23 protein-coding genes are annotated in these 26,671 nt (G+C 61.1%); 16 read left to right on the top strand and 7 right to left on the bottom strand.

The genetic code is table 11. The features are described from left to right. The first annotated feature begins 45 nt into the window (after positions 1 to 45). Positions 46 to 1,302, top strand: coding sequence for a TCR/Tet family MFS transporter (locus tag IB238_RS11470; protein ID WP_192246300.1), 1,257 nt, complete (start codon positions 46 to 48; stop codon positions 1,300 to 1,302). A gap of 192 nt (positions 1,303 to 1,494) precedes the next feature. Further along, entirely contained in the window at positions 1,495 to 2,880 is a 1,386-nt protein-coding gene (locus IB238_RS11465) for an MATE family efflux transporter (RefSeq protein WP_192246299.1), read from the top strand. A 99-nt stretch (positions 2,881 to 2,979) separates the two neighbouring features. Here the strand turns inward: IB238_RS11465 and carA are convergent, their stop codons facing one another. Then, the gene (gene carA / locus IB238_RS11460) at positions 2,980 to 4,188 is read right to left on the bottom strand and encodes a glutamine-hydrolyzing carbamoyl-phosphate synthase small subunit (protein WP_192247693.1); all 1,209 of its coding nucleotides are present in this window, start codon (positions 4,186 to 4,188) and stop codon (positions 2,980 to 2,982) included. A 336-nt stretch (positions 4,189 to 4,524) separates the two neighbouring features. On the opposite strand from carA, the gene IB238_RS11455 reads away from it, so the two are divergent. After that, on the top strand, positions 4,525 to 4,974 hold the full coding sequence (locus tag IB238_RS11455) for a GatB/YqeY domain-containing protein (protein ID WP_192246297.1): 450 nt from the start codon (positions 4,525 to 4,527) through the stop codon (positions 4,972 to 4,974). Positions 4,975 to 5,098: 124 nt separating this feature from the next. Here the strand turns inward: IB238_RS11455 and IB238_RS11450 are convergent, their stop codons facing one another. Then, positions 5,099 to 5,773, bottom strand: coding sequence for a hypothetical protein (locus IB238_RS11450; RefSeq protein ID WP_192246295.1), 675 nt, complete (start codon positions 5,771 to 5,773; stop codon positions 5,099 to 5,101). Between the two features lie 440 nt (positions 5,774 to 6,213). On the opposite strand from IB238_RS11450, the gene dnaG reads away from it, so the two are divergent. Beyond that, entirely contained in the window at positions 6,214 to 8,214 is a 2,001-nt protein-coding gene (gene dnaG, locus IB238_RS11445) for a DNA primase (protein ID WP_192246293.1), read from the top strand. Positions 8,215 to 8,567: 353 nt separating this feature from the next. Further along, the gene (locus IB238_RS11440) at positions 8,568 to 8,861 is read left to right on the top strand and encodes an HdeA/HdeB family chaperone (RefSeq protein WP_192246291.1); all 294 of its coding nucleotides are present in this window, start codon (positions 8,568 to 8,570) and stop codon (positions 8,859 to 8,861) included. 147 nt (positions 8,862 to 9,008) lie between these two features. Here the strand turns inward: IB238_RS11440 and IB238_RS11435 are convergent, their stop codons facing one another. After that, on the bottom strand, positions 9,009 to 9,482 hold the full coding sequence (locus IB238_RS11435; protein ID WP_192246289.1) for an Lrp/AsnC ligand binding domain-containing protein: 474 nt from the start codon (positions 9,480 to 9,482) through the stop codon (positions 9,009 to 9,011). A 117-nt stretch (positions 9,483 to 9,599) separates the two neighbouring features. Here IB238_RS11435 and IB238_RS11430 point away from each other — a divergent pair, with 117 nt between their 5' ends. Continuing rightward, complete coding sequence (locus IB238_RS11430; RefSeq protein ID WP_192246287.1) at positions 9,600 to 10,514, top strand: DMT family transporter; 915 nt, start codon at positions 9,600 to 9,602, stop codon at positions 10,512 to 10,514. Between the two features lie 341 nt (positions 10,515 to 10,855). Next, positions 10,856 to 11,122 carry a DUF2277 domain-containing protein gene (locus IB238_RS11425; protein ID WP_192246286.1) on the top strand — a complete coding sequence of 89 codons (267 nt, stop codon included), beginning with the start codon at positions 10,856 to 10,858 and terminating at the stop codon, positions 11,120 to 11,122. A 241-nt stretch (positions 11,123 to 11,363) separates the two neighbouring features. Here the strand turns inward: IB238_RS11425 and IB238_RS11420 are convergent, their stop codons facing one another. Together IB238_RS11420 and IB238_RS11415 are read right to left on the bottom strand one after the other, a co-directional pair. Beyond that, positions 11,364 to 11,555, bottom strand: coding sequence for a DUF6494 family protein (locus IB238_RS11420; protein WP_192246284.1), 192 nt, complete (start codon positions 11,553 to 11,555; stop codon positions 11,364 to 11,366). A gap of 157 nt (positions 11,556 to 11,712) precedes the next feature. Further along, positions 11,713 to 12,882 carry an aldose epimerase family protein gene (locus IB238_RS11415; protein WP_192246282.1) on the bottom strand — a complete coding sequence of 390 codons (1,170 nt, stop codon included), beginning with the start codon at positions 12,880 to 12,882 and terminating at the stop codon, positions 11,713 to 11,715. A gap of 511 nt (positions 12,883 to 13,393) precedes the next feature. Between IB238_RS11415 and IB238_RS11410 the strand changes: the two genes are divergently transcribed. Next, positions 13,394 to 13,867, top strand: coding sequence for a VOC family protein (locus IB238_RS11410; protein WP_192246280.1), 474 nt, complete (start codon positions 13,394 to 13,396; stop codon positions 13,865 to 13,867). 151 nt (positions 13,868 to 14,018) lie between these two features. Here IB238_RS11410 and IB238_RS11405 read toward each other — a convergent pair whose 3' ends face one another. Next, positions 14,019 to 14,522 carry an ion channel gene (locus IB238_RS11405; protein WP_192246279.1) on the bottom strand — a complete coding sequence of 168 codons (504 nt, stop codon included), beginning with the start codon at positions 14,520 to 14,522 and terminating at the stop codon, positions 14,019 to 14,021. A 205-nt stretch (positions 14,523 to 14,727) separates the two neighbouring features. Continuing rightward, positions 14,728 to 15,477 carry a sulfite exporter TauE/SafE family protein gene (locus tag IB238_RS11400; RefSeq protein WP_192246277.1) on the bottom strand — a complete coding sequence of 250 codons (750 nt, stop codon included), beginning with the start codon at positions 15,475 to 15,477 and terminating at the stop codon, positions 14,728 to 14,730. Positions 15,478 to 15,575: 98 nt separating this feature from the next. On the opposite strand from IB238_RS11400, the gene IB238_RS11395 reads away from it, so the two are divergent. From IB238_RS11395 to IB238_RS11360, 8 genes are all read left to right on the top strand, one after another. Beyond that, positions 15,576 to 16,457, top strand: a complete 882-nt coding sequence (locus IB238_RS11395) for a LysR family transcriptional regulator (RefSeq protein ID WP_192246275.1) — start codon at positions 15,576 to 15,578, stop codon at positions 16,455 to 16,457. 129 nt (positions 16,458 to 16,586) lie between these two features. Further along, positions 16,587 to 18,452: a DNA helicase RecQ gene (gene recQ, locus IB238_RS11390; RefSeq protein ID WP_192246273.1), complete on the top strand. Its 1,866-nt coding sequence runs from the start codon at positions 16,587 to 16,589 to the stop codon at positions 18,450 to 18,452. 87 nt (positions 18,453 to 18,539) lie between these two features. Then, on the top strand, positions 18,540 to 18,995 hold the full coding sequence (locus tag IB238_RS11385; protein ID WP_192246271.1) for a GFA family protein: 456 nt from the start codon (positions 18,540 to 18,542) through the stop codon (positions 18,993 to 18,995). A 154-nt stretch (positions 18,996 to 19,149) separates the two neighbouring features. Further along, the gene (locus tag IB238_RS11380) at positions 19,150 to 20,337 is read left to right on the top strand and encodes a glycine C-acetyltransferase (RefSeq protein ID WP_192246269.1); all 1,188 of its coding nucleotides are present in this window, start codon (positions 19,150 to 19,152) and stop codon (positions 20,335 to 20,337) included. 33 nt (positions 20,338 to 20,370) lie between these two features. Further along, positions 20,371 to 21,405, top strand: a complete 1,035-nt coding sequence (tdh, locus tag IB238_RS11375) for an L-threonine 3-dehydrogenase (protein ID WP_192246267.1) — start codon at positions 20,371 to 20,373, stop codon at positions 21,403 to 21,405. A gap of 402 nt (positions 21,406 to 21,807) precedes the next feature. Next, a complete protein-coding gene (gene rpoD / locus IB238_RS11370) occupies positions 21,808 to 23,856 on the top strand; it encodes an RNA polymerase sigma factor RpoD (RefSeq protein ID WP_192246265.1) in 2,049 nt (682 codons plus the stop codon). 351 nt (positions 23,857 to 24,207) lie between these two features. Beyond that, entirely contained in the window at positions 24,208 to 25,644 is a 1,437-nt protein-coding gene (locus IB238_RS11365) for a DUF1254 domain-containing protein (protein ID WP_192246263.1), read from the top strand. A 153-nt stretch (positions 25,645 to 25,797) separates the two neighbouring features. Next, the gene (locus tag IB238_RS11360) at positions 25,798 to 26,544 is read left to right on the top strand and encodes an MBL fold metallo-hydrolase (RefSeq protein WP_192246261.1); all 747 of its coding nucleotides are present in this window, start codon (positions 25,798 to 25,800) and stop codon (positions 26,542 to 26,544) included. Positions 26,545 to 26,671 lie beyond the last annotated feature (127 nt).

The raw sequence follows: 26,671 nt of genomic DNA, 5'->3' as shown, positions 1-26,671 counted from the left end.
CGGTTTCCATGATTTGCCTGCGGCTTTTGCGCTGGGATGCCTCCGATGAACGATGAAAGAAACGTCCGCCGGGGCCTCGGCCTCGTCCTCGTCTTCATGATCATGTTCCTCGATGTTATCGGCATTGCCATCATCATGCCGGTGATGCCGGCGTTTCTGGAACAACTGACCGGTGCGGACATCGGTACGGCGGCGATCGACGGGGGATGGCTGCTGTTCGTCTATTCCGCCATGCAATTCCTGTTCGCGCCGCTCATCGGCAATCTGTCTGACCGGTTCGGCCGGCGGCCGGTCCTGCTCGTCTCCGTCCTGACCTTTGCCATCGACAATCTGATCTGTGCGCTCGCCACAAGCTTTTGGATGCTGTTCGTCGGCCGGGTGCTGGCTGGGATCAGTGGCGCGAGCTTCGGTACGGCCGCCGCCTATATCGCCGATGTCAGCACCGACAAGACGCGGGCGAAGAATTTTGGCCGTATAGGCATCGCCTTTGGTACCGGCTTCGCTCTCGGCCCCGTCATTGGCGGCTTGCTCGGCGAGTTCGGACCGCGCGTTCCGTTCTATGGTGCGGCACTTCTCGCCTTCCTCAACTTTGCTATCGCCTGGGCACTGCTGCCGGAGAGCCTGCAGGAGAAGCATCGCCGCCGCTTCGAGTTCGCGCGCTCCAATCCGCTCGGCGCCCTGAAGCAGATGCGCGGCTACCCCGGTCTCATCTGGGTGATGCTTGTCTTCTTCTGTTACTGGCTTGCCCATTCCGTCTATCCGGCCGTCTGGTCTTTCGTCTCGGCCTATCGTTATGGCTGGTCGGAGGGGCAGATCGGGCTATCGCTCGGCATTTTCGGCGTCGGTGCCGCCCTCGTCATGGCATTCCTTCTGCCGCGGGTCGTGCCCGTGCTCGGCGAATGGCGAACGGTGGCACTTGGCTTGTCGTTCTCGGTACTCGGACTTGCGGGCTATGCGGCAGCATGGCAGGGGTGGATGGTCTATGCGGTCATCGTGATGACGACGATCGAGAACCTGGCCGATCCGCCGCTGCGCTCGATCGCAGCCGCCAAGGTCCCGCCCTCGGCGCAGGGCGAGCTGCAGGGCGCGCTTTCGAGCCTGTCCAGCATCACCACGATCATCGGTCCGCTAATCTTCACGCAGATGTTCGGCTTTTTCACCGGACCTGCGGCACCCTTTTCGTTTGCCGGTGCGCCCTATGCGCTGGCCGCGGTCATCCTGCTGTCGGGCGTCGCGGTGTTCGTCCTGAAGGTTCGGGGGCGACCGGGCGAGGGGGCGGAAGCGGTCGAAGCGGCGACCTGAGGCCTTTTCGTTTCAATGCATTTTTGCCGGAATCGGAGTTCGATCCGGCGATATCCGCTTCAATTTCGCCGAATTCTTTCTCGAAAGAGTGCGCTTTCGCGCCACTTTTACATTTTTGATCGATGAATCAACGCAAATCGATTGATCGGCATGCGCCGATATGGTCGGAAGCGACCGAAAGGTAGCAGAATCATGCACACAATCGCAAAGCGCGAAGACAACAGTTGGGCGGCTCATGTCCGCGCCACGCTCACCCTTGGCGTCCCGCTAGTCGGTGCGCAGCTGGCCCAACTCGGCATCCACACGACCGATGTCGTCATCCTCGGTCGGCTGGGTGCTGCGCATCTGGCGGCGATGGTGCTTGCGGGCCAGTTCTATTTCACCATCTTCATCTTCGGCTCGGGTTTTGCCACGGCCGTCATCCCGATGGTCGCGCAGGCCTATGGCCGCGGCGACGTGGTGTCCGTCCGTCGCTCCGTGCGCATGGGCATGTGGGCGGTACTGCTCTATTCGCTGCTGACTGTGCCGATCTTCTCCTATGCGGAGACCATCCTGCTGTTTGCCGACCAGAAGCCGGAGGTGGCAGCCCTTGCGCACAAGTACTTGGCGATCGCCCATTGGGGCATGCCGCCGGCCTTGCTCTTCATGACCCTGCGCGGGCTCGTCAGCGCGCATGGCAAGGCGGGGATCATCCTGCAGATCACCATCGTCATCCTGATCGTCAACGCCATCTTCGCTTATGCGCTGGTGCTCGGCCATTTCGGCCTGCCCGCACTCGGCATGGAGGGGGCGGCGATCGTCTCCTTCGGCGTAAACCTGCTGTCGTTCATTCTGATCGTGGCCTATGTCCAGAGCCGGCCGGAGATGCGGCGTTATGAGCTTTTCGTGCGCTTCTGGCGCGCTGACTGGCCGGCCTTCTTCGAGGTGCTGCATCTCGGCCTGCCGATCAGCCTGACCATTCTCGCCGAAGTCAGCCTGTTCACCGTTGCCTCGCTCTTGATGGGCTCGATCGGCACGATCGAGCTTGCCGCACATGGCATAGCCATGCAACTCGCCTCGATCGCCTTCATGATTCCGTATGGCCTCGCACAGGCAGGAACTGTTCGTGTCGGCGTGGCGCGCGGTAAAGGCGACCACGTCGGCGTGGTCAGGGCATCGATTTCTGTAACCGTCGTCGCTTGCGTGATTGCTGTTGCCGGCGGGGTGCTCTTTGCGCTGATGCCGACGACGCTCGCCGGCATCTTCCTCGACCGGCAGTCACCTGAGGCGGCCCAAGTGCTTGCCTATGCCGGGCCGCTCGTCGTCATCGCCGGCATCTTCCAGCTTGTCGACGGTCTGCAGGTGATCGCCGCCGGCCTCTTGCGCGGGCTGAAGGATACGCGCGTGCCGATGATCCTGGCGCTGATCGCCTACTGGCCGATCGGATTTGCCTGCGCATGGATTTTCGCCTTTCCCCTCGGCCTGGGCGGCATCGGCGTCTGGCTCGGCTTCCTCTTCGGGCTCGCCGCCGCTGCCGTCATGCTCTGCTGGCGATACTACGTACTACTGTCGCGGGAGGGGCGTGAGCAGGCAGCCTAAGCTGCGGTTCTCTTAGCCGTTTGCAGGCCACCTCGAACGAAAAAGGCCCGGAGCGTGCAACCGCCCCGGGCCTTTCAAAATTCTGCTCTGCCGAAGCGCTCACGCCCGTTCGGGGATCGCTTCTTCGCCCTTCTTCTCGCGCACCAGGTTGATGAAGCGGCGGAAGAGGTAGTGGCTGTCCTGCGGGCCGGGCGAGGCTTCCGGGTGATGCTGTACCGAGAACACCGGCTTGCCGGTCAGCCGCAGGCCGCAATTGGTGCCGTCGAAGAGCGAAACGTGCGTTTCCTCGACGCCCGCCGGTAATGAGTCGGAGGCGACGGCGAAGCCGTGGTTCATCGAGACGATCTCGACCTTGCCGGTGGTGTGGTCCTTGACCGGATGGTTCGCGCCGTGATGGCCCTGGTGCATCTTCTCGGTCTTGGCGCCGACGGCAAGCCCGAGCATCTGGTGGCCGAGGCAGATGCCGAACATCGGGATGCCGGACTTGATCAGGTCCTGGATCACCGGCACGGCGTACTCGCCGGTCGCGGCCGGATCGCCCGGGCCGTTGGATAGGAAGATGCCATCCGGCTTTTGCGCCAGTACTTCATCGGTGCTCGAGGTTGCCGGCATCACGGTGACCTTGCAGCCGAGGCAGGCAAAGAGGCGCAGGATGTTGCGCTTCACGCCGAAGTCGAGAGCGACGATGTTGTACTTGGCGTCGCCGTCTGCGAGGTCATCGAAGCCTTCGTTCCAGACCCAGGGCTCCTCGCTCCAGCGCGAGGATTGGCCGGAGGAGGCCACCTTGGCAAGGTCGAGGCCGACGAGGCCGCTCCAGGCCCTGGCTTCCGCCTTCAGCGTCTCGATGTCGAAGACACCGCTCGGGTCATGGGCGATCACCGCGTTCGGCGCGCCGTTCTCGCGGATCCAGGCGGTCAGCGCGCGCGTGTCAATACCGCAAAGGCCGATGATGCCGCGAGCCTTGAGCCAGGCGTCGAGGTGCTTGGCGGCGCGGTAGTTCGAGGGATCGGTGATGTCGGCCTTGAAGATCACGCCGACTGCGCCGTGACGCGCGGCCGGTGTCAGGTCTTCAATATCTTCGTCATTGGTTCCGATGTTGCCGATGTGGGGGAAGGTAAACGTGACGATCTGGCCGAGATAGGAGGGGTCGGTCAGGATTTCCTGGTAGCCGGTCAGCGCGGTGTTGAAGCAGACTTCGGCCTGGACCTTTCCGGTCGCGCCGATGCCCTTGCCTTCGATCACGGTTCCGTCGGCAAGAACGAGTACGGCCGTCGGCTTTTCGCTGGTCCAGGGGGCGGTTGAAGTCATGGTCATCCCTTTTCCGGCGCGCAGACCGGCTCGCCTTGAAAGGCGTCGGGTCAGCCGCCATTTAATGTCGCAAACGTGGGCGCGCGGAAGTTCCGCGGCAAGGCCACTACATGCAAATTTCGTGCAGGTGCCGGAAAATAGACAAAGCAGGGCCCTCGGTCAACCGCTCCCTGTGAATTGACTGGAAATATAAATCCATTTAATTCAAAGCTTTAGGTGATCAATTTGATCACTTCGGCATTGCTGGTCTATGAGAGCGCACGAACAGGAAGACAAACAGGACGCAAAAGCGACCCGCCAAGACCAGCTGCGGGTGTCGTCCAGCGGAGAATTATGATGCGCGAGCAATTCGCAGAATGCCTCAAGAATGCGCTCAAGGCCAAGGACGCGCGCCGTGTTTCGACGGTGCGTCTGATCCAGGCTGCGATCAAGGATCGGGATATCGCCAATCGCGGCGCCGGCAAGGATCCGGTCGATGATGATGGCATCAAGCAGATCCTGGCAAAGATGATCAAGCAGCGCGAAGAATCGGCGAAGATCTACGAAGACAACGGCCGCCCGGAGCTCGCCGCTCAGGAGCGTGAGGAAATTGCAGTCATCAACGGCTTCCTGCCGGAGCAGCTTTCCGAGGAAAAGGTGCGCGAACTCTGTGCCGGCATCATCAGTGAGACCGGTGCGCACGGCTTGCGCGACATGGGCAAGTGCATGAATGCCTTGAAGGAGCGCTATCCGGGACAGATGGATTTCGCCAAGGCCTCCGGCGTGGTGAAGGACCTGCTGAAGTAATTTCGGTTCAGGTGGCCGGCCTCGATTGCCGACTTTGCCGGGAATTTGGGGCACCGGGTGCTGAAGCTTCTGTCATGATGATGCGGGGGAGCACGCGGCTGAGTTGCCGTTTCAGGCGGCCGGTTCAGCCGTGTCTGCTCACTCCGGATGGGGCTAGGCCCCGGGTGCCGCCACCCCCGACAATGAGGTCGTGGAATGCCATGTCCACGATTGCGTACTTATCTGCCTGGTACTGCAAGTACTCGCGCAACAGCCGCTGCGACACCCAGACCGAGGCTCCCCCGCGTCCCGCGTTCCAGCCGACGTCACCCATCTCGATCGCCTTGTCGAAGAGCCGTTTCACATGGGTACGGGAAATGTTGAAACGGCGCGAAACTTCGTTGACCGAGATGGTGCCGGCGGGAAGCCGCTCAGCCGCAAGTCCGTCGATTTCGCCGCAAGCCTCGATCGATGCGATTAGCTGGTCCATCACCATTCCGCCGGCATTGGTCCAGGTGAAAAGGTCGAAGGCAGGCCCTTGGGTTCGGACCCCGCGCGCGTCGAGCAACTGCCCGGCCACCATCGGCTGCAGGTGGCCGATCATTGCCGGATCGGAGCGATAGCAGTCGGCGCGATTGCCTCCGTCAAGGCCGTCAAGGAGCGACAGGTGCAGTTCGAGCCAGTGCGACATTGATTGATGCGCGACGTCGGTTGTTTGCAGTAGCCGCTTACGGCGATCGCTATGCTGCTCGACCGGATACGCGAAGCCGATATCTACAATCTCCTTGATAAAATCGGCAGCCGTGTTTCTGCTCGCCACGTTTTTTTTCCGTGATGAGTTCAATGAAGCGTGAGGCATATAGACCACTTCCAGCTACGCGCGCATCTTTGGTACAGGCCAGCGCAAAGCCTGCATGGCACATGAGCCAGCGCTGCTGCGACGAGAATAGTGCGCCAACGCGCGGGTCCCCGTCATGGAGTTGCAGGAGCGCCTGCGCGCCCTGCTGGACGGCGGCGAAGAAGCGTGGATCGGCGGCGAGAGCTGAGGAAGAGATCGGCATAGCGGTCCTGAACTGGAAGGCTGCCTCTCTCTTTGCCTGCGTGTGGCGTCCTGTCAATTCAACTTGCGGAGTGGCTTCTCCCACATCGCTTTCGTCTTGCACTGTTGCCCGTCGGGAACTTGTCCTATTGTTGCGCCCGCATCCTTCTCACGATACAGGCTGGCCCGGCCTCCGACGACAATAGAGACGACGTTTCACTATGCGCTTTTCCCCTTCCTTCCTTGACGAGATCCGCGACCGGGTGCCGATATCGGCCGTGGTCGGCCGTCGCGTCACCTGGGACCGGAAGAAGACCAATGTCTCGCGCGGTGATTACTGGGCCTGCTGCCCATTTCACGGCGAGAAGTCGCCGAGCTTTCATTGCGAGGATCGCAAGGGCCGCTATCACTGCTTCGGCTGCGGGGTCTCCGGCGACCATTTCCGCTTCCTGACCGAACTGGACGGCATGAGCTTCCCCGAAGCCGTGCAGCAGATTGCAGACATGGCCGGCGTTGCAATGCCCCAGCCGGACGCCCAGGCCGAGCGGCGCGAGAAGGAGCGCACGTCGCTTCTTGACGTCATGGAAATGGCGACCGCCTATTTTCAGGAGCAGTTGCAGTCGGCAGCCGGCGCGCGTGCCCGCGCCTACCTGCGCGACCGCGGCTTGAGCGGGCGCACCATCGAGACCTTCCGGCTCGGCTACGCGACCGAAGGCCGCAACGCGCTGAAGGAACATCTGGCCGGCAAGGGCGTGCCGAAGGAGCAGATCGAGGCATGCGGTCTCGTCGTGCACGGCCCGGAGATTCCCGTCTCCTACGATCGCTTCCGCGACCGCATCATGTTCCCCATCCTGTCATCGCGCGAGAAGGTGATCGCGTTCGGCGGTCGCGCCATGTCGCCGGATGCGCCGGCGAAATACCTGAATTCGAACGAAACCGAGCTCTTCCACAAGGGCAACGTGCTCTACAATTTCGCCCGCGCCCGCAAGGCGGCCGGCCGCGCCGGCAGCGCCGTGCATGAGGAAAACGGGGTGGGCACGATCATCGCCGTCGAAGGCTATATGGACGTGATCGCGCTGCACCAGGCCGGCATCGAGAATACGGTGGCACCGCTCGGCACAGCGCTGACCGAGAACCAGCTCGATCTCCTCTGGAAAATGACGCCGCAGCCGATCCTCTGCTTCGATGGTGACGGTGCGGGCATCCGCGCCGCCAACCGCGCGGCCGAGCTGGCGCTGCCGCATATCAAGCCCGGTCGAACCGTGCGTTTTGCGCTGCTGCCCGACGGCAAGGACCCGGACGATCTGGTGCGCCATGAGGGGCGCGAACCATTCGATAAGGTTCTTTCCGGCGCAAGGCCGCTTGCCGAGATGATCTGGACCCGCGAGGCCGGTGGTGGCAGCTACGACACGCCGGAAAGCCGCGCCGAGCTGGAGGCGCGGCTGAAGCAGCTTGTCTCGGTGATCGCCGACGAAAATGTGCGCCGTCACTACCAGCAGGACATGCGCGACCGGCTGAATGCTTTCTTCCAGCCTGTGTCCCGGCAGGGTGGGGAGCGACGTAGCTTCGGGGGACGGCAGGGCCGACAACAGGGCGGCCGCAATGCGCCGGTCGGTACCCAGTCGTCGACGCCGTCGACTATTTCGGATGGGCTGGCTCGCTCCACGCTGGTGCGTGGCGCGCAGGAGCTTCCGGCGCTACGCGAGACGGCACTGGCGCTGACCATCGTCAATCATCCGCAGATCCTCTTCGAGGAATACGACGAGGTGGCCGCGATCGAGTTCGACAATCGTGACCTGCAGCGCTTCTGGTCCGCCGTGCTCGGCATCGCCGCAGCGATGGGCGAACGCCTCACGCGTGATCGCCTGATGGAAGAGTTGGAGGCGGCGGACTTTGCCGCGATGCTGAAGACGATGGATCAGCAGGTGCGCAATGCCCGGCTCTGGACCGCCACGGAGGATGCCGCGGCTTCTGACGCCCGCGAGAGCTATCTGCAGGCGCTGGCGCTGCACAAGCGCACCCGCGCCCTTCTGTGGCAGCGTCGCGAACTGGAGCGCGAACTGGCGGAAGCCACCGAGGAGGGCGACGGCGAGCGCGTCCCGCAGATCCTGCGCGCCCTGCAGGAGGTGCAGATGGAAACCAAGCGCCTGGAAAATCAGGAGGCCATCATCGACGGCTTCGGCGTCATGTCCGGCCGCGTCAAGGGGCCGGCAAAGGGGTAGCGGCGAAGCGTATGACCTTTCGCAATCAGCCGCCGTCGGTTCGCGACGTGATAGTCCTCGGATCTGTAATAACACTTTGACCTGCAAGGGAATTTCGGTTCCGCGACTGTCTTCGTGTTGGAGTTCTGCGGAGCGTTCTTGAATATTTCTGATCTTTAATTTAGATGGCGTGTTAAATATCGGCTCAAAAATCTCGTATTTTCGTTGATGCTGTGCTATTGTTCCTTGCCCTCAAAACTGCAAATTCAGTGCCTGAAACGAGAAAGGTTTCGGTTTTTATTGCGGTTTTTCTTTGGGCCTATCTATAAGCGCAAAACTTATCCCAGCCGAGGAAGTTCTTTTGGAGGACGACCATGACGCGTCTCGTTTCAGTTGTACTCGCAGTTGCAGGTATCGGTCTGGCTGGCCAGGCATTGGCCGCGGAAATGGACATGTCAAAACTCACCTGCAAGGAGGTCGGCGCAATGCCGCCCGCCAGGACTCTTGGCGTCGCCATGTGGGTGAACGGCTATGTTCACGGCAAGGCGGGCAATCCGATGATTGATGGTGAAAAAGCGCATGCCAACGCGGAGAAGGTTGTCGCCTATTGCAAGGAGAGCCCCGATACCACATTGGCGGATGCGATAGAGGCGGTCGCCAAGATGTAGCCGAAGATTGTTTCGGTTGGGATGTTGCTACTCTCTGGAGCAGGATGAACCGACCGGCGCACGTGTATGATCTTCTGGCGCTTGCCGTGGGTTGTTGTCCACAAGCGGTAAGCGCCCAGAAGACATTAGCCCTGAATTTTCCGGCAATCACACCGGCAACAGGGCATCAGGCTTTACATCTGCAACGGCAGCGTAGGTGTGTGTTTCCCTCACACCCGGCAATGGCAGAATCACCCGCTCCAGAAAGTCCTGGAACAATGACATGTCGGCGATCCTTGCCTTGACCAGGTAGTCAAATCCACCAATCACCATATGGCATTCGAGGACCTCCGGTGCTTTGGCCACCGCCTCGGAGAAGCGATCAAAGACGTGCGGCGCTGTGTGGTCCAGCCGAACCTGAATGAACACGACCGTTCCACGGCCGATCTTTTGCGGATCGAGGATCGCCCTGACCGCCTTTACATACCCTTCGCGAAACAGGCGCTTGACCCGCTGGCTCGTACCTGTCGGCGACAGGCCGACCCGGGTCGCCAGTTCGAGCGTGGTACGGCGGCCGTCTTCCTGCAGCAACCGCAGAAGATTGCGGTCAATTCCGTCAAGACCATCGAGTTCTGATTTCACGCAAATTATTCCTTTATGAAGTGAATATCGCTCTAAACTAGCGAACAAACCATATTTCAACGCGCACAACGGCGCAATAACTTGCGTTCACTTCAGATCGGGAGGAGGGCGCGGTTGATGACACAAACAACAGGGAACACCAAACGGTTGGCGGTGCTTGCCGGGCTGGCTGTCGTTGCCATCACGGCAGTTCAATTCGTTGCGGCGCGCTTCAGCCTGCGCGAACATTTGACCGCGGCCGATATCGTCAGCCTGCGCTTCACGGGAGCGAGCCTCGTCTTTCTCCCCATTGTCTGGCGAAGCGGTACTGCAAATCTAAAGGCGCTCGGGTGGAGGCGTGGGTGCGTGCTGGCTCTCTTGACCGGGCTGCCGTACCCTCTCGTGATCAACTGGGGTCTGACCTATGCGCCGGCAGCACATGCCGCAGCCCTTTCGCCCGCTTCGGTCGTGTTTTTCTCCTTTCTGCTTTCCCGTCTTGTATTTGACGACAAGATTTCCGGGGCGCGCATCGTTGGAATCGGCGCAATCATGCTCGGGCTGCTGCTCTTCGTTTTTCAAACCGGCATCGATACAGGCAGCGCAATGTTTGGTGACGGTCTGTTTCTTGGATCGGGCATCATGTTTGCCGCCTATGCAGTGCTCGTCCGGCGGTGGGCGCTGAACGCCGTTACAGCGACGGTTGCCGTCGTGTTCCTGTCTTGCCTGACTGTCCCGTTGCTGCATGTTCTTGCACCAAGCGGGCTTTCCGAAGCCTCATTGAACGAGATTCTCACGCAACTTTTCATTCAGGGGTTTCTCGCCGGCGCGGCGTCGATCGTCTTTTACACCTATGCGGTTCGCCAACTCGGACCACAAAGCGCATCACTGTTCATGCCCTGCATACCCGTCGCGACGTCGCTGACAGGGTGGGTCGTGCTGGGCGAAGTTCTCACATCCCTCCAGCTTGTCGCAATCGTCATCCTGACGCTCGGAATGCTCTTCCCGACAGTTCAGAGTTTGGTATTCACCAAGCGGCTCGCAGTAGCTCGCTGAATTTATGGATCATTGAGAGTAGAACCCTCACTCGTCTTCGCCCCGGCCGGCACTTTTCTTCGCCCTGGTCGCGCTTTTGGGCGACATTAGCGCTCTGAACGTAGTCAACAGTTTCGTCGGCCGACATTTCATGGCGGCGATCGCGGACCATATGACGGAATATTTCATCGGACTTAAATCCGGCCAAATGAGGAGCGGCTGGGCGCTGCGGCTGTCGTGGCGTATTCTGTCTTGATGCCGGACGAAAGTTGAGAGGGCCTCCGACAACCAGCAGCAGGCATCGAGCTCTCCCCATCAAGGCCCAACAGGGAGAGGGAGGCGAGGGCAACCGGGAGCGACCTATGTGCAGAAGCATAAAACCCCTGTTCAATTTCGATCCGCCGGCGACGGACCAGGAGATCCACGATGCTGCGTTGCAGTTCGTGCGCAAACTGAGCGGAACGACCAGGCCGTCGAAGCGGAATGAAGCGGCATTCGATCGCGCGGTAAGGTCAATCGCAGAATGCGCCCGCGAACTGCTCGATTCCCTGGAGACGTCGCAACGGCCACGCGACCGTGAGGAAGAAGCCGCGAAGGCGCGCGCGAGGAGTGCCGTCCGGTTCGCGTGATCTGCTGGCAGTCAGGCCGACGAAAGCGTCGCTGGCCAGGCGCAATTTTTCAACGCGGTCGCGAAAGGTCGTGCCTCCTGTTTTGGGCTGGGCCGAAGGTGCGTTGCCCATCTTTCACGCTCCTCAAGCGTCGCAAGAGCGTGGTGTGCTGCATCGACTCCGGTGATACCCATTCGATATGCTGATCCGTCTCGACCGCTTTCAGCCGCGTCAAACGTGTCGGACTTTCGCCGCGCCCGTCCTATGGAAGATCGATCTCACCGTCCACCACGTGGTTGAGGCCGGTGCCCTCCGCGGTCAGCGTCATGCGCACCTTCAGCTTTTTGCCGCCGATCTGCCCCTCGCGCACCGCCTCCTCGATCTTACGCTGTGAGGTGACGCCGACTTCCTTCAGGAACTTGCGGATCGACATGTTGAATGCGTCTTCGCTCATGGCGGAACTCCTCGGCGTCCGTGAGCGAACCGCCGGGCTTGCAATGGACCTCTACACTGGCTCTGCGAAAGCAGAGCCAGTGCGGCGAACTCCGCATGGATTCGCGCCCACTCCATGACCCACAACCGATCGAACCCGCCTGCAACTTGCGCTCGCTCTAGGGCGCATCGGTCGAGAACTTATGTACCGTCGTCGATTTCAGCGTTTCGCCCGGTTTCAGCATCGTCGTCGGAAAGTCCGGCTTGTTCGGCGAGTCCGGGAAGTGCTGCGTCTCGAGGCAGAAGCCGTCCGTCTGGCGGTATTGCTGACCGGTCGGGCCAACAAGCGTCGAATCGAGGAAGTTGCCACTGTAGAACTGGATGCCGGGCTCGGTGGTCGTGATCTCCATGATCCGGCCCGAGCGCGGCTCGTAGACCCGTGCGGCAAGCGAAAGCCCATCACCCGATCGGTTCAGTGCGAAGTTGTGATCGTATCCGCGGCCATAGACCATCTGTGGGTCGCTTGAGCGGATGCGTGCGCCGATCGGCGCCCCTTGGCGGAAATCGAACGGCGTACCGGTCACCGAGGCAAGCTCCCCGGTCGGGATCAGGGTCGCATCGACCGGCGTGTAGCGATCGGCGTTGATCGTCAGGATGTGATCGCCGATCCCGCCCATGCCGTCACCGGCGAGATTGAAGTAGGAATGGCTCGTGAGATTGGCCACGGTCGGTTTGTCCGTCGTCGCCTCGTAGCCGATGCGCAGTTCGTTGTCATTGGTCAGGGTATAGATGACCTGGGCTGTGAGCGTACCGGGATAGCCTTCCTCGCCATCCTTGCTCGTGTAGCTGAGTTTTGCTGCCGCCCCGTTCGCGTCGGTCTGCGGCTCGACCGCCCAGACAACCTTGTCGAAGCCTTTGTTGCCGCCATGCAGGCTGTTTGGCCCATTGTTGGCGGCGAGCTGGTACTGCGTGCCGTCGAGCGAGAACTTGGCGCCGCCGATGCGGTTGCCGTAGCGCCCGATCAAGGCGCCGAAATAGGGGTTCTTGGTTTCGTAGTCGGCGAGTTCCTTGAACCCGAGCACGATGTTGCCGAGCCTGCCCCAGCGGTCGGGAACGTTGATCTCCTTGATGATGCCCCCATAGGTGATGAACTTGACGGACGCGCCCTTGTCATTGGTGAGCGTGTAGAGTTCGACAGCCTTGCCGTCCTGCGTGTTTCCGAATGCGGCCTTGTCCACGGAGCCGGCTCCTGCGTTCGTTCCGTTCAGCAGCACGCCCATGGTCAGCACGGCCGCGCCGAGCACCGGTCTATGCCACGCACGCGATATGTTGGGATCCACCTGCGTCATGGTTTCCTCCCTCGCTAGAGTATGTCTCCCGAACGCGGGAACAGGTTTCGGGAGAAAGACATGCGTGAAAACAGGAGCTAAAGCGCACAAAGCGAATCCATTGGATCGCAAGGCACTTCAGGTCGCTTTCCGACGGCTCGCGCACAAGCCGTTTGGGAAGGGAAATTGTAAACTCATCCGACCGCCAGCGTAAGCGCGTCCTGGTAGAGGTTGTACAACAACACCGTGTAAAAGGCGTGCACGAACCTAACACTAAAGCTTGGCACGCTCCTCGGAGCTGGAGGTGCGCGCCTCGAGTGGAAGAGCAAGGTGACGCGTCGACTGGTTGCGTGTAGACTCAGACAAAATGGAATTTCCGACCTTCCCCGGTTTGAAATTTCGACCGCTCGCACCAGCCGATGATCAGTTCGAGTTCTCATTCCGGGTGAAATGCAAGGTTCTCGGTCCCACCATGCAGTGCTGGGAATGGGACGATCAGTTTCAGCGTGAGGTTCACCGAAAGGAGCACCCAATGGCAAAGAATACGATTTGCCTCTGGTTCGATAAGGACGCCGAGGCTGCCGCTCGCTTCTACTGCGGGATCTTTCCTGACAGCAGGATGGGTGCCGTGCTCCGTGCGCCCAGCGACTACCCGGCAGGCAAGGAGGGCGACGTGTTGACGGTCGAATTCACAGTTGCGGGGATTCCCTGTCTCGGCCTGAACGGGGGGCCCGTGTTCGCACACAATGAAGCCTTCTCCTTCCAGATCTCCACCGACGATCAGGAGGAGACCGACCGCTACTGGAATGCCATCGTCGGCAACGGCGGCCAGGAGAGCGAGTGCGGCTGGTGCAAGGACAGGTGGGGGATTTCCTGGCAAATCACGCCGCGGGTCCTGATGGACGCGCTGGCAGCCGGCGGCGACGAAGCAAAGCGCGCGTTTGATGCCATGATGACCATGAGGAAAATCGACGTCGCCGCAATCGAGGCGGCGCGGCGCGGTTGACGCTCTTCACGTCTTGCGGCCCTAGTTGCTGCCAGGGCGTGTCCGCTCGCTCCCAAGCGGCATATGGCATCAGGAACTAGATGACTGTCCCGCCCAGAAGGGGCGAACCTCATTCAGGCGGAGGGGCCGGCGCCTTGAACAGTGCAGGCGATCATGCTCGCCCACCTGCATCCTCGGACGGACTGCGGCCCTTGTGGCGTTCGGCCCGTGCCCTGTCCATCTTCCCGAACTCGGTCATCACGCTTACCAGAACGCTGGCAGTCCACCCGAATGTGAACAAGCCCGACATCGCTATGATGGGGCCGATCAACCGCCATTGATCCGGCAAGCTGACGACTCCCGTGCCAAGCGTCGTATAACTCTGCAGCACGTAGTAATAGCTATCACGCAAAGAAGGAATGAGTCCCAACGCAAACACGGGGGCGGCCCAGAGCAGCGTTTCTGTGAAGTGTAGAGTTGCCAGAGATCCGATGATCAGCGCAAGCATCCCATCAAGCCGCCAAAGTGGGGTGGTGTCGCTTACGTGAATCCAGCACCTGCTGAACTGCCGGTTGATCGCCCGGATGCCCACGCCGTGCACGAAAATTATGACAATCATTGTCAGAGTGCCGAGGACCAGCTCCAAAACTGGATTCGGCGCTGAAAGTTCGTTCATCGCATGAATCCTCCCAAGGCTCACAAGCGAGCAAAGCTAAGCCGCGCGCCCAACATTTACAAATGGCTGGCCGGCCTGACGTGCAGCGGACACCGTGCAAGACTAGCTATCTTTTGCTCGCAGGGCATGACCGCGTTGTGCGCCTAAAGCAGTCCTCGGCCTTCGTCCGCTTCGCCCCACAACTGGTCATGCTAGAGGAATAGGACTACCAGACACTACGCAACATCATCTCTGCGCCAAGTAGCGCAAGTGCGATCAGAAAACAGCGTTTGAACATGGCGGGGCTGACCGCTCGTCTGATGTACTGGCCCGCCCACATCCCGACCAATGCCGGGACGATAGCAAGTGCAGAAAGCGATAGTCCTTCAATATGGAACGCCCCACTTGAAGCGAGCCCGACGGCAAGCGCAACCGTAGAAACCGTAAAGGAATGGCCGAGTGCCTGAACGAGATCATCCTTTTCAAAACCGAGCGCCTGGACATACGGCACAGCCGGAATGACGAACACGCCTGTTGCACCTGCAATGAGGCCCGTGATCAATCCGATCCCAGGCGAGAGCCAGCATTCATGTCTTGGGTTGATGTGGTAGGATTTTGCGAGCAGCGTGTAGACGGCGTACACAGTGAGCGCGAGGCCAAGCATAAAGGTGCTCAGCCTAGTAGCGCCGCCTGTCAGCATAGACGTACTGGCCAGCGTACCGGCGAAGATCCCTACCGTCATCGTCCAAAGCCGCCGCACGATGCCCATGAAGCTCGGACCAGCTAGCAATTGCCAGACGTTTGTCACGAACGACGGGATGATGAGCAACGATGCTGCCGCAAGCGGTGAGAGCAGTCCGCCGAGAATACCCATCGCAACGGTCGGGAGGCCCATGCCGGCCACACCTTTGACGATACCGGCGGCAAAGAATGTAGCAGTGACAGCGAGCAGCAAAGAGATTGAGAGGTCGTTCATGATCTTTCTCATACGCTCTGCGAGATCATCCACAATGCGGCACTTCCGTAGCCAGCCTTCGCCTAGACCGAAGGCTGGATCAGTTGTAACCTTCCAAAATGCGCTTTGACTTCACTGACCTAAGGCTTTTCCTCGCCGTCGCTGACGCTGGCAGCATCACCCACGGCGCGGCGGACATCGGACTCTCTCTTGCTGCGGCCAGTGATCGACTGCGGGAGATGGAGGCAACGGGGCAGGTTCGGCTGTTGGAAAGGGGTCGCCGGGGCGTAGCTCTGACGGAGGCGGGTGAAGCCCTTTCCCATCATGCCCGCGAAATTCTCAATCAAGCCGCTCTCATGCGTGGAGAGTTAGGGCGCTACGCGAAGGGGATACGGGCGAGCATCCGTGTTGTTGCCAACACAGCGGCCATCGTGGAAGTTCTTCCGGCACGACTGTCGCCATGGCTTGCCGCGCATCCGCAGGTCGATGTTGATCTTCGGGAGCGCCAGAGTCATGAGATTGCACGCAACGTGGCGGCAGGGTTTGCCGACATCGGCGTATTGTCGGATGCAGCCGCTAACGAGGAACTGGTTCTCAAACCCTTTGCGGTGAGCAAGCTCGTAGTGGTGTCGGCCCAGACACATTGGCTCGCGGCTGAAAAAGAAGTCCGGTTCTCCGGCCTCGCTGAAGAATATTTCGTGGGTCTGGAAGGCGGCGCACTGCAAGGTCATATTGACGCTCAAGCTGACAGGCTCGGCGTAAAGCTCCGATGCCGGATCAGGCTGCGCACGTTCGAAGCAATATGTTCAGTGGCAGGTGATGGTGTTGGCGTTGCGGTTGTTCCAGAGACAGTGGCTCGACGGTGCAAGCGAACATGTCGCATTTCCATTACGCCGCTGGTAGACGCATGGGCCCGGCGACACCTCTCAGTGTGCGTCGCCGCTAGCCTTGATATAACCCCGACTGCTCAAAACCTCTTCGACCATCTGGCAAGCGCATGACCTGACGTCTGCTTTGAGCCAGAAGCAGCCGCTGGTGCTTGCTGCCGGACGGCGTGGAACTTCGGTCGTCACCCCTTGCACCGCTGCGCCGTCTGGCGATGATACGCGGGCGATTCCCGAAAGAGACCGATGCCGCCCGAAAGACCCGATCCGCCATTTTCGACCGACCGCCTGTTCGATGCCGCCCGCGCGCCCCTCGACGTGCTCAAGCGTGTCTACGGCTACGACGCCTTTCGCGGCAAGCAGCAGGCGGTTATCGAGCATGTGGCGGGCGGCGGCGATGCTGTCGTGCTCTTTCCGACCGGTGCCGGCAAGTCGCTCTGTTTCCAGATTCCGGCGCTTTGCCGCGATGGTGTCGGCATCGTCGTCTCGCCGCTAATTGCCTTGATGCGCGACCAAGTGGAGGCGCTTAAGCAGCTTGGCGTGCGCGCTGCGGCGCTGAATTCTTCGCTGTCGCGCGAGGAGGCCGTCGCCGTCATGCGGGCGATCCGTTCCGGCGAGCTCGATCTTCTCTATGTCACGCCAGAGCGCATCGTCACCGAGGGGTTCACTGATCTGATCGGCAATGCCCGAATCTCGCTCTTTGCCATCGACGAGGCGCATTGCGTCTCGCAATGGGGCCATGATTTCCGCCCCGAATACCGTGCGCTCGACTGCCTCGCCCAGCGTTATCCCGGCGTGCCGCGGATCGCACTGACCGCGACCGCGGATCCGCACACGCGCGAGGACATCATCGAGCGGCTGTCGCTCGCCGGCGCGAAGGTGTTCACCACCTCCTTCGACCGGCCGAACATTTCCTACGACATCGTCGAGCGCGACCAGCCGCGCCAGCAGCTTCTTCGCTTCCTTTCCCGCCACAAGGATGCCAGCGGTATTGTCTACTGCCTGTCGCGCGCCAAGGTGGAGGACACGGCCGAGTGGCTGGACAAGCAAGGCATCCGGGCGCTGCCCTATCACGCCGGTCTCGACCGCGCCGTTCGCGATGCCCATCAGGATGCCTTCCTGAAGGAGGAAAACCTCTGCCTCGTCGCCACCGTCGCCTTCGGCATGGGCATCGACAAGCCGGATGTGCGCTATGTGGCCCATCTCGACCTGCCGGGCTCGGTCGAGGCCTACTATCAGGAAACGGGGCGTGCGGGGCGCGACGGCCAGCCGTCGGAGGTCTGGATGGCCTATGGCATGGCCGATGTGATGCAGCGCCGCCGCATGATCGACGAAGGGGAAGCGGCCGAGGAGATTAAGCGCGTCGAGCGCGCCAAGCTGAACGCGCTGCTCGCCATATGCGAGACGGTTTCCTGCCGCAGGCAGGCGATCCTTGGCCATTTCGGCGAGGCCCATGCCGGCGGCTGCGGCAATTGCGACACCTGCCGCAACCCGGTCGAAACCTGGGACGGCACGGAGGCCGCAATCACCGCACTCGCGGCCGTCTATCGCACCGGCGAGCGTTTTGGTGCCGGCCATGTCATCGACGTGCTGCTCGGTAGCGTCAACGAGAAGACCGAGCGCTTCGGACACGTCGATATGCCGGTCTTCGGCGCCGGCAAGGCCATTCCCGGCCGTACCTGGCAATCGGTCTTCCGCCAGTTGCTGGCCATGGGCCTGATCCGCATCGACCACACGGCCTTCGGTGCAATGAAGCTGGAGCCCGAGGCCCGCGCCGTCTTCCGCCGCGAGCGCGAGGTCGGTTTCCGCAAAGACCGCCCGGTCTCCGGCCGCGCCAAGGGCCAGAAATCGGCCTCCGCGCGTGAGCGAGCCGATCTTGCCGGTTCCGATCTCGAACTGTTCGAAAAGCTGCGCGCCGAACGCCTGTCGATCGCCAAGGACCTCGACGTGCCGCCCTACGTCGTCTTCCCCGATGCCACCCTGATCGCGCTCGCCAAGGAACGGCCGAGCGACTGGGACGAACTGCTCGACATCCCCGGCATCGGCCAGAGCAAGCGCGAGCGGTTTGGCGAGGCGTTTCTGCGGGTGATCGAGGATTATGCTGGTGAATAGGCGCGGGCTGGGCGGCGGCCGACTGATCCCAACGGGCCCATGGTATCCGAGTATATTGTCCATTAACGAAACGTGGAGGAGAGCAACATGACAGCCTTGAAACTACCTTTGGATGGCGCGTGCCGGTGCGGGCGCGTCAAAATCCGCATCAGCGCATCGCCGCTGCTGACGATGGCCTGTCATTGCAGGGGCTGCCAGCGCATGTCGAGCAGCGCCTACTCGTTGACCGCCGCGATCCCGGCGGAAGGCTTTGCCGTCACGGAGGGCGAGCCGGTCATCGCCGGCGCGAACAAGGAGGCTGGCCATCATTTCTGCCCGGACTGCATGACGTGGATGTTCACGCGGACGCCGGGCCTCGATTTCTTTGTCGGCGTTCGGCCAACCATGCTGGAGGACACGGGCTGGTACAGCCCGTTTATCGAGACCTGTACCAATGCCAAGCTGCCCTGGGCAAAGACGCCGGCGGCGCACAGCTACGACACGTTTCCGGCCATGGAGGAGTTCGACGGTCTGATCGCCGCCTATGCGGCGAGCCAGGTGTGACGCTGCGGTAGCCCGGTCGCCAGCGCGTTTCGCCTTGAACGGTGATCGCGGACAGGATCACCCGGGAGAACTATATGCACCTCCGTTTCCCGGCTGCACGACGGCTGCCGGCATGATAGAACGCCACGATCCTGCCCTCTCGGAGACCTTGCCGATGACCGCCGCCTTCCTCTCCCACTTGCGCAGCGAACTCGAAGACCTGAAGACCGCCGGTCTCTACAAGTCCGAGCGCGTTATCACCTCCAAGCAGGCGGGTACGATCGAGGTCGCTTCCGGCCAGCGCGTCCTGAACTTCTGCGCCAACAATTATCTCGGCCTTGCCGACAGCGAGGAATTGGCCGAGGCCGCCAAGACGGCGCTCGATCGCTACGGCTACGGCATGGCCTCGGTCCGCTTCATCTGCGGCACGCAGGAGGAGCACAAGCAGCTGGAGGCGAAGATCTCGTCCTTCCTCGGCATGGAGGACACGATCCTTTATTCCTCCTGCTTCGATGCCAATGGCGGCCTGTTCGAGGCGCTGCTCTCCGAAGAGGATGCGATCATCTCGGACGCGCTGAACCACGCCTCGATCATCGACGGCGTGCGCCTCTCCAAGGCCAAACGCTTCCGCTATGCGAACAACGACATGGCGGCCCTCGAAGAGGAATTGAAGAAGGCCGAAGGCAGTCGCTTTAAGCTGATCGCCACCGACGGCGTCTTTTCCATGGACGGTATCATTGCCAATCTTCAAGGTGTCTGCGACCTTGCCGAGAAATACGGGGCGATGGTCATGGTGGACGACAGCCACGCCGTCGGTTTCGTCGGCAAACACGGCCGGGGCTCGCCCGAATACTGCGGCGTCGAGGGGCGCGTCGACATCATCACCGGCACGCTCGGCAAGGCGCTCGGCGGCGCCTCCGGCGGCTATACGTCGGCCAAGGCCGAGGTGGTCGACTGGCTGCGCCAGCGCTCGCGACCCTATCTCTTCTCCAACACGCTGGCGCCTGTCATCGCCGCCGCCTCGCTGAAGGTCTTCGATCTGATCGAGCACGGCGACGCGCTGCGCGCCCGCCTTTATGCCAATGCCGATCTCTTCCGCGCCGAGATGACGAAGCTCGGCTTCAGGCTGGCGGGCGAGGGGCATCCGATCATCCCGGTTATGCTGGGGGATGCGGCGCTCGCCCAGGAAATGGCGGCGCGGATGCTTCAGAAGGGCGTCTACGTCATCGGCTTCTCCTTCCCCGTCGTGCCGAAGGGCCAGGCCCGCATCCGCACCCAGATGTCAGCCGCCCACAGCGAGGCTGACGTCAGGAAAGCCATTTCCGTCTTTACTGAAGTGGGACGCGAACTCGGCGTTATTTGAAGAATCTTCTGAATCGCTTGCGGAGATTTCGTCATGTCGAACATGATGCGTGCATTGGTTAAGTCGAAACCCGAAGTTGGTCTGTGGATGGAGCAGGTTCCGGTACCGGAACCCGGTCCGAACGATGTGCTGATCCGCGTGAAGAAGTCGGCGATCTGCGGCACCGACGTGCATATCTGGAACTGGGACCAGTGGGCGCAGAAGACAATACCTGTGCCGATGGTCGTCGGCCATGAGTTCGTCGGCGAAATCGCCGAGATTGGTTCGGCCGTGACGAAGTACCATGTCGGCGAACGCGTCTCCGGCGAGGGGCATATCGTCTGCGGCAAGTGCCGCAATTGTCGCGCAGGGCGCGGTCATCTCTGTCACTACACGCAAGGCGTCGGCGTCAACCGGCCGGGCTCCTTCGGCGAGTTCGTTTGCATCCCCGAGCACAATGTCGTGCCGATCCCAGACGATGTTCCGGACGAGGTTGCGGCGATCTTCGATCCGTTCGGCAATGCGGTGCATACCGCACTGTCTTTTGACCTCGTCGGTGAGGACGTGCTCGTCACCGGCGCCGGACCGATCGGCATCATGGGGGCGATGGTGGCGAAGCGCTCGGGCGCCCGCAAAGTCGTGATCACCGACATCAATCCGGTGCGGCTCGAACTGGCAAGAAAAGTCGGCGTCGACTATGTGGTCGACGCGTCGAAGGAGGACCTCGCCGACGTGATGGCCAAGATCGGCATGACCGAGGGATTCGACGTCGGCCTAGAAATGTCGGGCGCGCCGCCGGCGTTTCGCTCGATGATCGACGCGATGAACAACGGCGGCAAGATCGCCATTCTCGGAATCGCGCCTGATGGTTTCGGCATCGACTGGAACAAGGTGATCTTCAAGATGCTGACGCTGAAGGGCATCTACGGGCGCGAGATGTTCGAGACCTGGTACAAGATGATCGCCTTCGTTCAGGGCGGGCTCGATCTCGCTCCGATCATCACCCACCGCATTTCGATCGACGACTTCCGTGACGGCTTCGAGGCCATGCGGTCCGGCAATTCCGGCAAGGTGGTGATGGACTGGTGAGGGGCAGAAAACGGGCCGCGAATCAGCGAGCGGTGCCGCCCCTTGTCTTTTTCGCGACCATCCCTACATGTTGTGCAGCAACCGCAACCGGCGCCTTTGGCCTTGAAGACCCGAATCAAAGGGTTTTCAGGGTTTTTTGGCGGAAGAGCTTGACGGAACCGAAAATTCTGGGAATCACCATTTCTGGCACAGGTGAGATGGGTACGGCGGATCGGGAAGTCATGTCAATCATGTTACCGAGGCAGCATGTCCGCAGCCTTCGAAGTGAAGGCGCGGTTAATCAGGATTTAGGTTTCATTCCGTTAGGTCAGTGAAACTGGTTGGCAGGGCGCCGGGATGCAGACTGGCGCCGGCGCAGTTCTCAACGGTTTGAAACGGATACTCCAGGAAAGCGAAGAATAGATGGCAACCAAGGTCAAAGAAAACGAAGAAGCCGAAACCGAACGCGAAGGTGCACCGGACGGCCCGCTTCTGGACCTTTCCGATGATGCCGTCAAGAAGATGATCAAGGCCGCCAAGAAGCGCGGCTATGTCACGATGGACGAACTGAACTCGGTCATGCCGTCTGAGGAGGTCACCTCCGAGCAGATCGAGGATACTATGTCGATGCTGTCTGAAATGGGCATCAACGTCATCGAGGACGAGGACGCTGAGGAAGCCCAGGGCGGCGACGACGACGGCGACGACGAAGGCGATAGCGAGGGCGGCGAACTGACCTCGACCGGCGGCACCGCGCTTGCGACCGCCAAGAAGAAGGAACCGACAGACCGCACCGACGATCCGGTTCGCATGTACCTGCGCGAGATGGGTTCGGTCGAGCTGCTGTCGCGCGAGGGCGAAATCGCCATTGCCAAACGCATCGAGGCCGGCCGCGAAACGATGATCGCCGGTCTCTGTGAGAGCCCGCTGACCTTCCAGGCCATCATCATCTGGCGTGACGAGCTGAACGAAGGCCAGACGCTGCTGCGCGAGATCATCGATCTCGAGACCACCTATTCCGGGCCTGAAGCCAAGGCTGCCCCGCAGTTCCAGAGCCCCGAGAAGATCGAGGCCGACCGCAAGGCGGCCGAGGAGAAGGAAAAGGCGAAGAAGGCGCGTACGCCGAGCGACGACGACATCACCAATGTCGGCGGCGACATGCCGGCTCCGGAAGAAGAGGAAGAGGACGACGACGAATCGAACCTCTCGCTCGCGGCCATGGAAGCCGAGCTCCGTCCGCAGGTAATGGAGACGCTCGATACAATCGCCGAGACCTACAAGAAGCTGCGCAAGCTGCAGGACCAGCAGGTGGAAGCCCGCCTTGCCGCCACCGGCACGCTATCGCCCGCCCAGGAGCGCCGCTACAAGGAGCTGAAGGACGAGCTGATCACGGCGGTCAAGTCGCTGTCGCTCAACCAGAACCGCGTCGATAGCCTGGTCGAGCAGCTCTACGATATCTCGAAGCGCCTGATGCAGAACGAGGGCCGCCTGCTGCGCCTTGCCGAAAGCTATGGCGTCAAGCGCGATTCATTCCTGGAGCAGTATTCTGGCGCCGAACTCGATCCGAACTGGATGAAGTCGATCGGTAACCTCGCCGCCCGCGGCTGGAAGGAATTCGCCAAGAACGAGAACGCGACGATCCGCGATATCCGCCAGGAGATCCAGAATCTCGCAACCGAAACCGGCATTTCGATCGCCGAGTTCCGCCGCATCGTCTCGATGGTGCAGAAGGGCGAGCGCGAGGCACGCATCGCCAAGAAGGAGATGGTGGAAGCCAACCTCCGTCTCGTGATCTCGATTGCGAAGAAATACACCAACCGCGGCCTGCAGTTCCTCGACCTGATCCAGGAAGGCAACATCGGCCTGATGAAGGCGGTCGACAAGTTCGAATACCGCCGCGGCTACAAGTTCTCGACCTATGCCACCTGGTGGATCCGGCAGGCGATCACCCGTTCGATCGCCGACCAGGCCCGCACCATCCGTATTCCGGTGCACATGATCGAGACGATCAACAAGATCGTCCGCACCTCGCGCCAGATGCTGCACGAGATCGGCCGCGAGCCGACGCCGGAGGAACTGGCGGAAAAGCTCGCCATGCCGCTCGAAAAGGTCCGCAAGGTGCTGAAGATCGCCAAGGAGCCGATCTCGCTCGAAACCCCGGTGGGCGACGAAGAAGATTCACACCTCGGCGATTTCATCGAGGACAAGAACGCGCTGCTGCCGATCGACGCTGCCATCCAGGCGAACCTGCGCGAGACGACGACCCGCGTTCTGGCGTCGCTGACGCCGCGCGAGGAGCGCGTGCTGCGCATGCGTTTCGGCATCGGCATGAACACCGACCACACGCTCGAAGAAGTCGGCCAGCAGTTCTCGGTCACCCGCGAACGTATCCGCCAGATCGAGGCGAAGGCGCTGCGCAAGCTCAAGCACCCGAGCCGCTCGCGCAAGCTGCGCAGCTTCCTCGACAGCTAAGCATCGGCGCGCCTGCTGGGCAGGTTTGCAGAATGGGATAACAAGCATTGGAAAGCCGGGCCTTGAGCCCGGCTTTTTGCGTTGCGCCCAACTCCTTGCCGTTCTGTTGCCGGGGCTGTCCAAACACGCCTCCTATGCGTTATGCTTGGTGGCGCGGTACTGCCTGTGGTAGTGTTCGCAAGCTTACGAGGCACTGCCGTGCCGGCGCATCCGGCAAATCCAGCCGGCTTTTGAAATATCTGAATGGCGCGTTCTCAGCGACGCGGACAGCATCTCGCATCTCGCAATTCAGCATCTCCCATTCTTCTTGCCAATCCGGATGAAGGGTTGGCACGCCAACTGGAGGTAATCATGGATTTTTCTCGCCGTGCTGTATCTTTCGGCGGACTTGGATTGCTCGCTGCCAGCGCATTGTCGCCTGCCAGCGCAATGGATTTACCGATCGCCGATCCCTTCGATGGGACCAGCGACTTTTGGACGGCTGTTGAGGCCTATGTCTATGGCTACCCGCTCGTCACCATGGAGATGACGCGGCGGGTCGTGACCAATGTCGAGAAGCCCGAGGGCAGCAAAGGGCCGATGGGGCATCTCATTAAGCTCAGGGAATATCCCGACGCCTCCTTTACCGACGTCACGGCGCCGAACGCCGACACGCTCTATACGACCGCGTTTGTCGACGTCGGCAAGGAGCCGTGGATCCTCTCTATCCCGGACATGAAGGATCGCTACTTCCTGTTTCCGATGCTCGACGGATGGACGACCGTCTTCCAGGTGCCGGGGAAACGCACGACCGGGGGAGGGGCGCAGACCTATGTGATCACCGGCCCCGGCTGGGAGGGCAAGGTCCCGGACGGTGTGACCGAGTACAAGTCGCCGACGAGCCTTGTCTGGATCCTCGGCCGCATCTACTGCTCCGGTACCCCGGAAGATTACAAGGCGGTGCATGAGTTGCAGGACCAATGCAAACTGGTGCCACTCAGCGCTTACGGCAAGGAATGGACGCCGCCGCCCGGCAAGGTCGATCCAGACATCGACATGAAGACGGCCGTGCGCGATCAGGTCAACCGCATGGATGCCGTCGAGTACTTCACCCTGCTTGCCGAGCTTCTGAAGACCAACCCGCCGACCGCAGCCGACGCCGAGATGGTCGAGAAACTGGCCCAGATCGGTATCGTGCCGGGCCAGGATTTCGACAAGAGCAAGCTCGACACCCGCTTCGTTAAGCGCATTCCCGAAATCGCCTTCGGCCGCATCATGCTGCATTTCAAGCTCAGCGACGGCGATGTGAAGGACATTAACGGCTGGGGCTATACGACCAAGACCGGCGTGTATGGCACGGACTATCTGCAGCGGGCGCTGATCACGGCCATCGGCCTCGGCGCAAATCGACCGCAGGACGCGATCTACCCGACCTCGCTGAAGATGAAGGAGGGGATGTTCGGACGCGCCTACGAGGGCTCGCACAAGTACGTCCTGACGTTCCCCAAGGGGCAGATGCCGCCCGTGCGCGGCTTCTGGTCCATAACGATGTACAACGACAAGTACTTCTTCGTCGAAAACCCGATCAACCGCTATTCGATCAGCGCGCGGCAGGACCTGAAGCAAAATGCCGATGGATCCACCGATATCTATATCCAGCACGAGTCACCGGGTGCGGACAAGGAATCGAACTGGCTGCCGGCGCCGAAGGACCGATTCCTACTCATGATGCGGCTCTATTGGCCGGATGATAGCCCGCCCTCGATCTTGGACGGGTCCTGGACCATTCCAGCGGTGAAGAAGGTCTAGCGGACGCGACTTGCCGATTTTTCCGGAGCGACGGCGCCGCGGAGGACAGTCCGCGGCGCACGTCGTTTGGATGCGGCCATGTCCTGACCCGACTTGATTTCATCAGGCGTTGCCGCCCATGTTACAGCCGCAACCGGTGCCAAAGGATACCCCATGAAGCTGCAACTGATCCGCAATGCCACATTGAAGCTTGACTATGCCGGCCGCACGATCTTGATCGATCCCTTTTTCGCCCCCAAGCACAGTCTGGAGTCATTTGCCGGCGTCTCGCCGAATCCGACGGTGGAACTTCCTGTTGATATCGATGCCATCCTTGCCGGCGTCGAACTGGTGATCGTCTCGCATCTGCACGAAGATCATTTCGACAGCGTGGCCATGGAGCGCGTACCAAAGGACCTGCCACTCTTTTGCCAGCCGGGTGACGAGGAGACGATCCGGAATGCAGGCTTCACCGATGTGACACCGCTTACTGATCGCGCCACCTGGAAGGGACTGACGCTAACGCGGCGAGTGGGCAGCCACGGGCTTGGGCCGGTGGTCGAGTTGATGGGCTCCGTCATGGGATTCAGCCTGCAAGCGGTCGGCGAGCCTTCCATCTACTGGTCCGGGGACACTGTGCTCTATCCGCCAGTGGAGCAGACGATCCGCGAGACCCGGCCAGACATCGTCATCACCCATTCCTGTGGTGCCCGTTGGGACGGTGATCTCATCGTTATGGATGCCAAGGAGACGGTCTCGGTTTGCGAGATGTCCGGGGAGGCGGTCGTCATCGCGGTCCACATGGAGGCGCTGGACCATGCGACCGTTACGCGGAAGGATCTGAGGAACGCTGCCGATGCAGCGAATATTCCTGCCACAAGGCTTCTGATCCCTGACGACGGTGATGTTCTAACGCTCTGACAACATCGACAGAGCCATGGCGTCGGCACTATTGAAATTACTGCCCGGTCAGCCAAACTGGCCGGGTTCTGTTTTGGGCTTTGGCGATCACGCGTTCCTGAGGAGTGGCGATCGTCACGACGCAGTT

Source organism: Rhizobium sp. ARZ01 (assembly GCF_014851675.1).
Lineage (GTDB): Bacteria > Pseudomonadota > Alphaproteobacteria > Rhizobiales > Rhizobiaceae > Mycoplana.
Note: the sequence above shows the minus strand (reverse complement) of the source record. Positions and strands in the feature narration are given on the sequence as shown.

Coding starts and splice junctions, on each gene's coding strand:
- IB238_RS11470 (WP_192246300.1), top strand. CDS start 46: ATGAACGATGAAAGAAACGTCCGCCGGGGCCTCGGCCTCGTCCTCGTC.
- IB238_RS11465 (WP_192246299.1), top strand. CDS start 1,495: ATGCACACAATCGCAAAGCGCGAAGACAACAGTTGGGCGGCTCATGTC.
- carA (WP_192247693.1), bottom strand. CDS start 4,188: ATGACTTCAACCGCCCCCTGGACCAGCGAAAAGCCGACGGCCGTACTC.
- IB238_RS11455 (WP_192246297.1), top strand. CDS start 4,525: ATGCGCGAGCAATTCGCAGAATGCCTCAAGAATGCGCTCAAGGCCAAG.
- dnaG (WP_192246293.1), top strand. CDS start 6,214: ATGCGCTTTTCCCCTTCCTTCCTTGACGAGATCCGCGACCGGGTGCCG.
- IB238_RS11440 (WP_192246291.1), top strand. CDS start 8,568: ATGACGCGTCTCGTTTCAGTTGTACTCGCAGTTGCAGGTATCGGTCTG.
- IB238_RS11430 (WP_192246287.1), top strand. CDS start 9,600: ATGACACAAACAACAGGGAACACCAAACGGTTGGCGGTGCTTGCCGGG.
- IB238_RS11425 (WP_192246286.1), top strand. CDS start 10,856: ATGTGCAGAAGCATAAAACCCCTGTTCAATTTCGATCCGCCGGCGACG.
- IB238_RS11420 (WP_192246284.1), bottom strand. CDS start 11,555: ATGAGCGAAGACGCATTCAACATGTCGATCCGCAAGTTCCTGAAGGAA.
- IB238_RS11415 (WP_192246282.1), bottom strand. CDS start 12,882: ATGACGCAGGTGGATCCCAACATATCGCGTGCGTGGCATAGACCGGTG.
- IB238_RS11410 (WP_192246280.1), top strand. CDS start 13,394: ATGGCAAAGAATACGATTTGCCTCTGGTTCGATAAGGACGCCGAGGCT.
- IB238_RS11405 (WP_192246279.1), bottom strand. CDS start 14,522: ATGAACGAACTTTCAGCGCCGAATCCAGTTTTGGAGCTGGTCCTCGGC.
- IB238_RS11400 (WP_192246277.1), bottom strand. CDS start 15,477: ATGAACGACCTCTCAATCTCTTTGCTGCTCGCTGTCACTGCTACATTC.
- IB238_RS11395 (WP_192246275.1), top strand. CDS start 15,576: ATGCGCTTTGACTTCACTGACCTAAGGCTTTTCCTCGCCGTCGCTGAC.
- recQ (WP_192246273.1), top strand. CDS start 16,587: ATGCCGCCCGAAAGACCCGATCCGCCATTTTCGACCGACCGCCTGTTC.
- IB238_RS11385 (WP_192246271.1), top strand. CDS start 18,540: ATGACAGCCTTGAAACTACCTTTGGATGGCGCGTGCCGGTGCGGGCGC.
- IB238_RS11380 (WP_192246269.1), top strand. CDS start 19,150: ATGACCGCCGCCTTCCTCTCCCACTTGCGCAGCGAACTCGAAGACCTG.
- tdh (WP_192246267.1), top strand. CDS start 20,371: ATGTCGAACATGATGCGTGCATTGGTTAAGTCGAAACCCGAAGTTGGT.
- rpoD (WP_192246265.1), top strand. CDS start 21,808: ATGGCAACCAAGGTCAAAGAAAACGAAGAAGCCGAAACCGAACGCGAA.
- IB238_RS11365 (WP_192246263.1), top strand. CDS start 24,208: ATGGATTTTTCTCGCCGTGCTGTATCTTTCGGCGGACTTGGATTGCTC.
- IB238_RS11360 (WP_192246261.1), top strand. CDS start 25,798: ATGAAGCTGCAACTGATCCGCAATGCCACATTGAAGCTTGACTATGCC.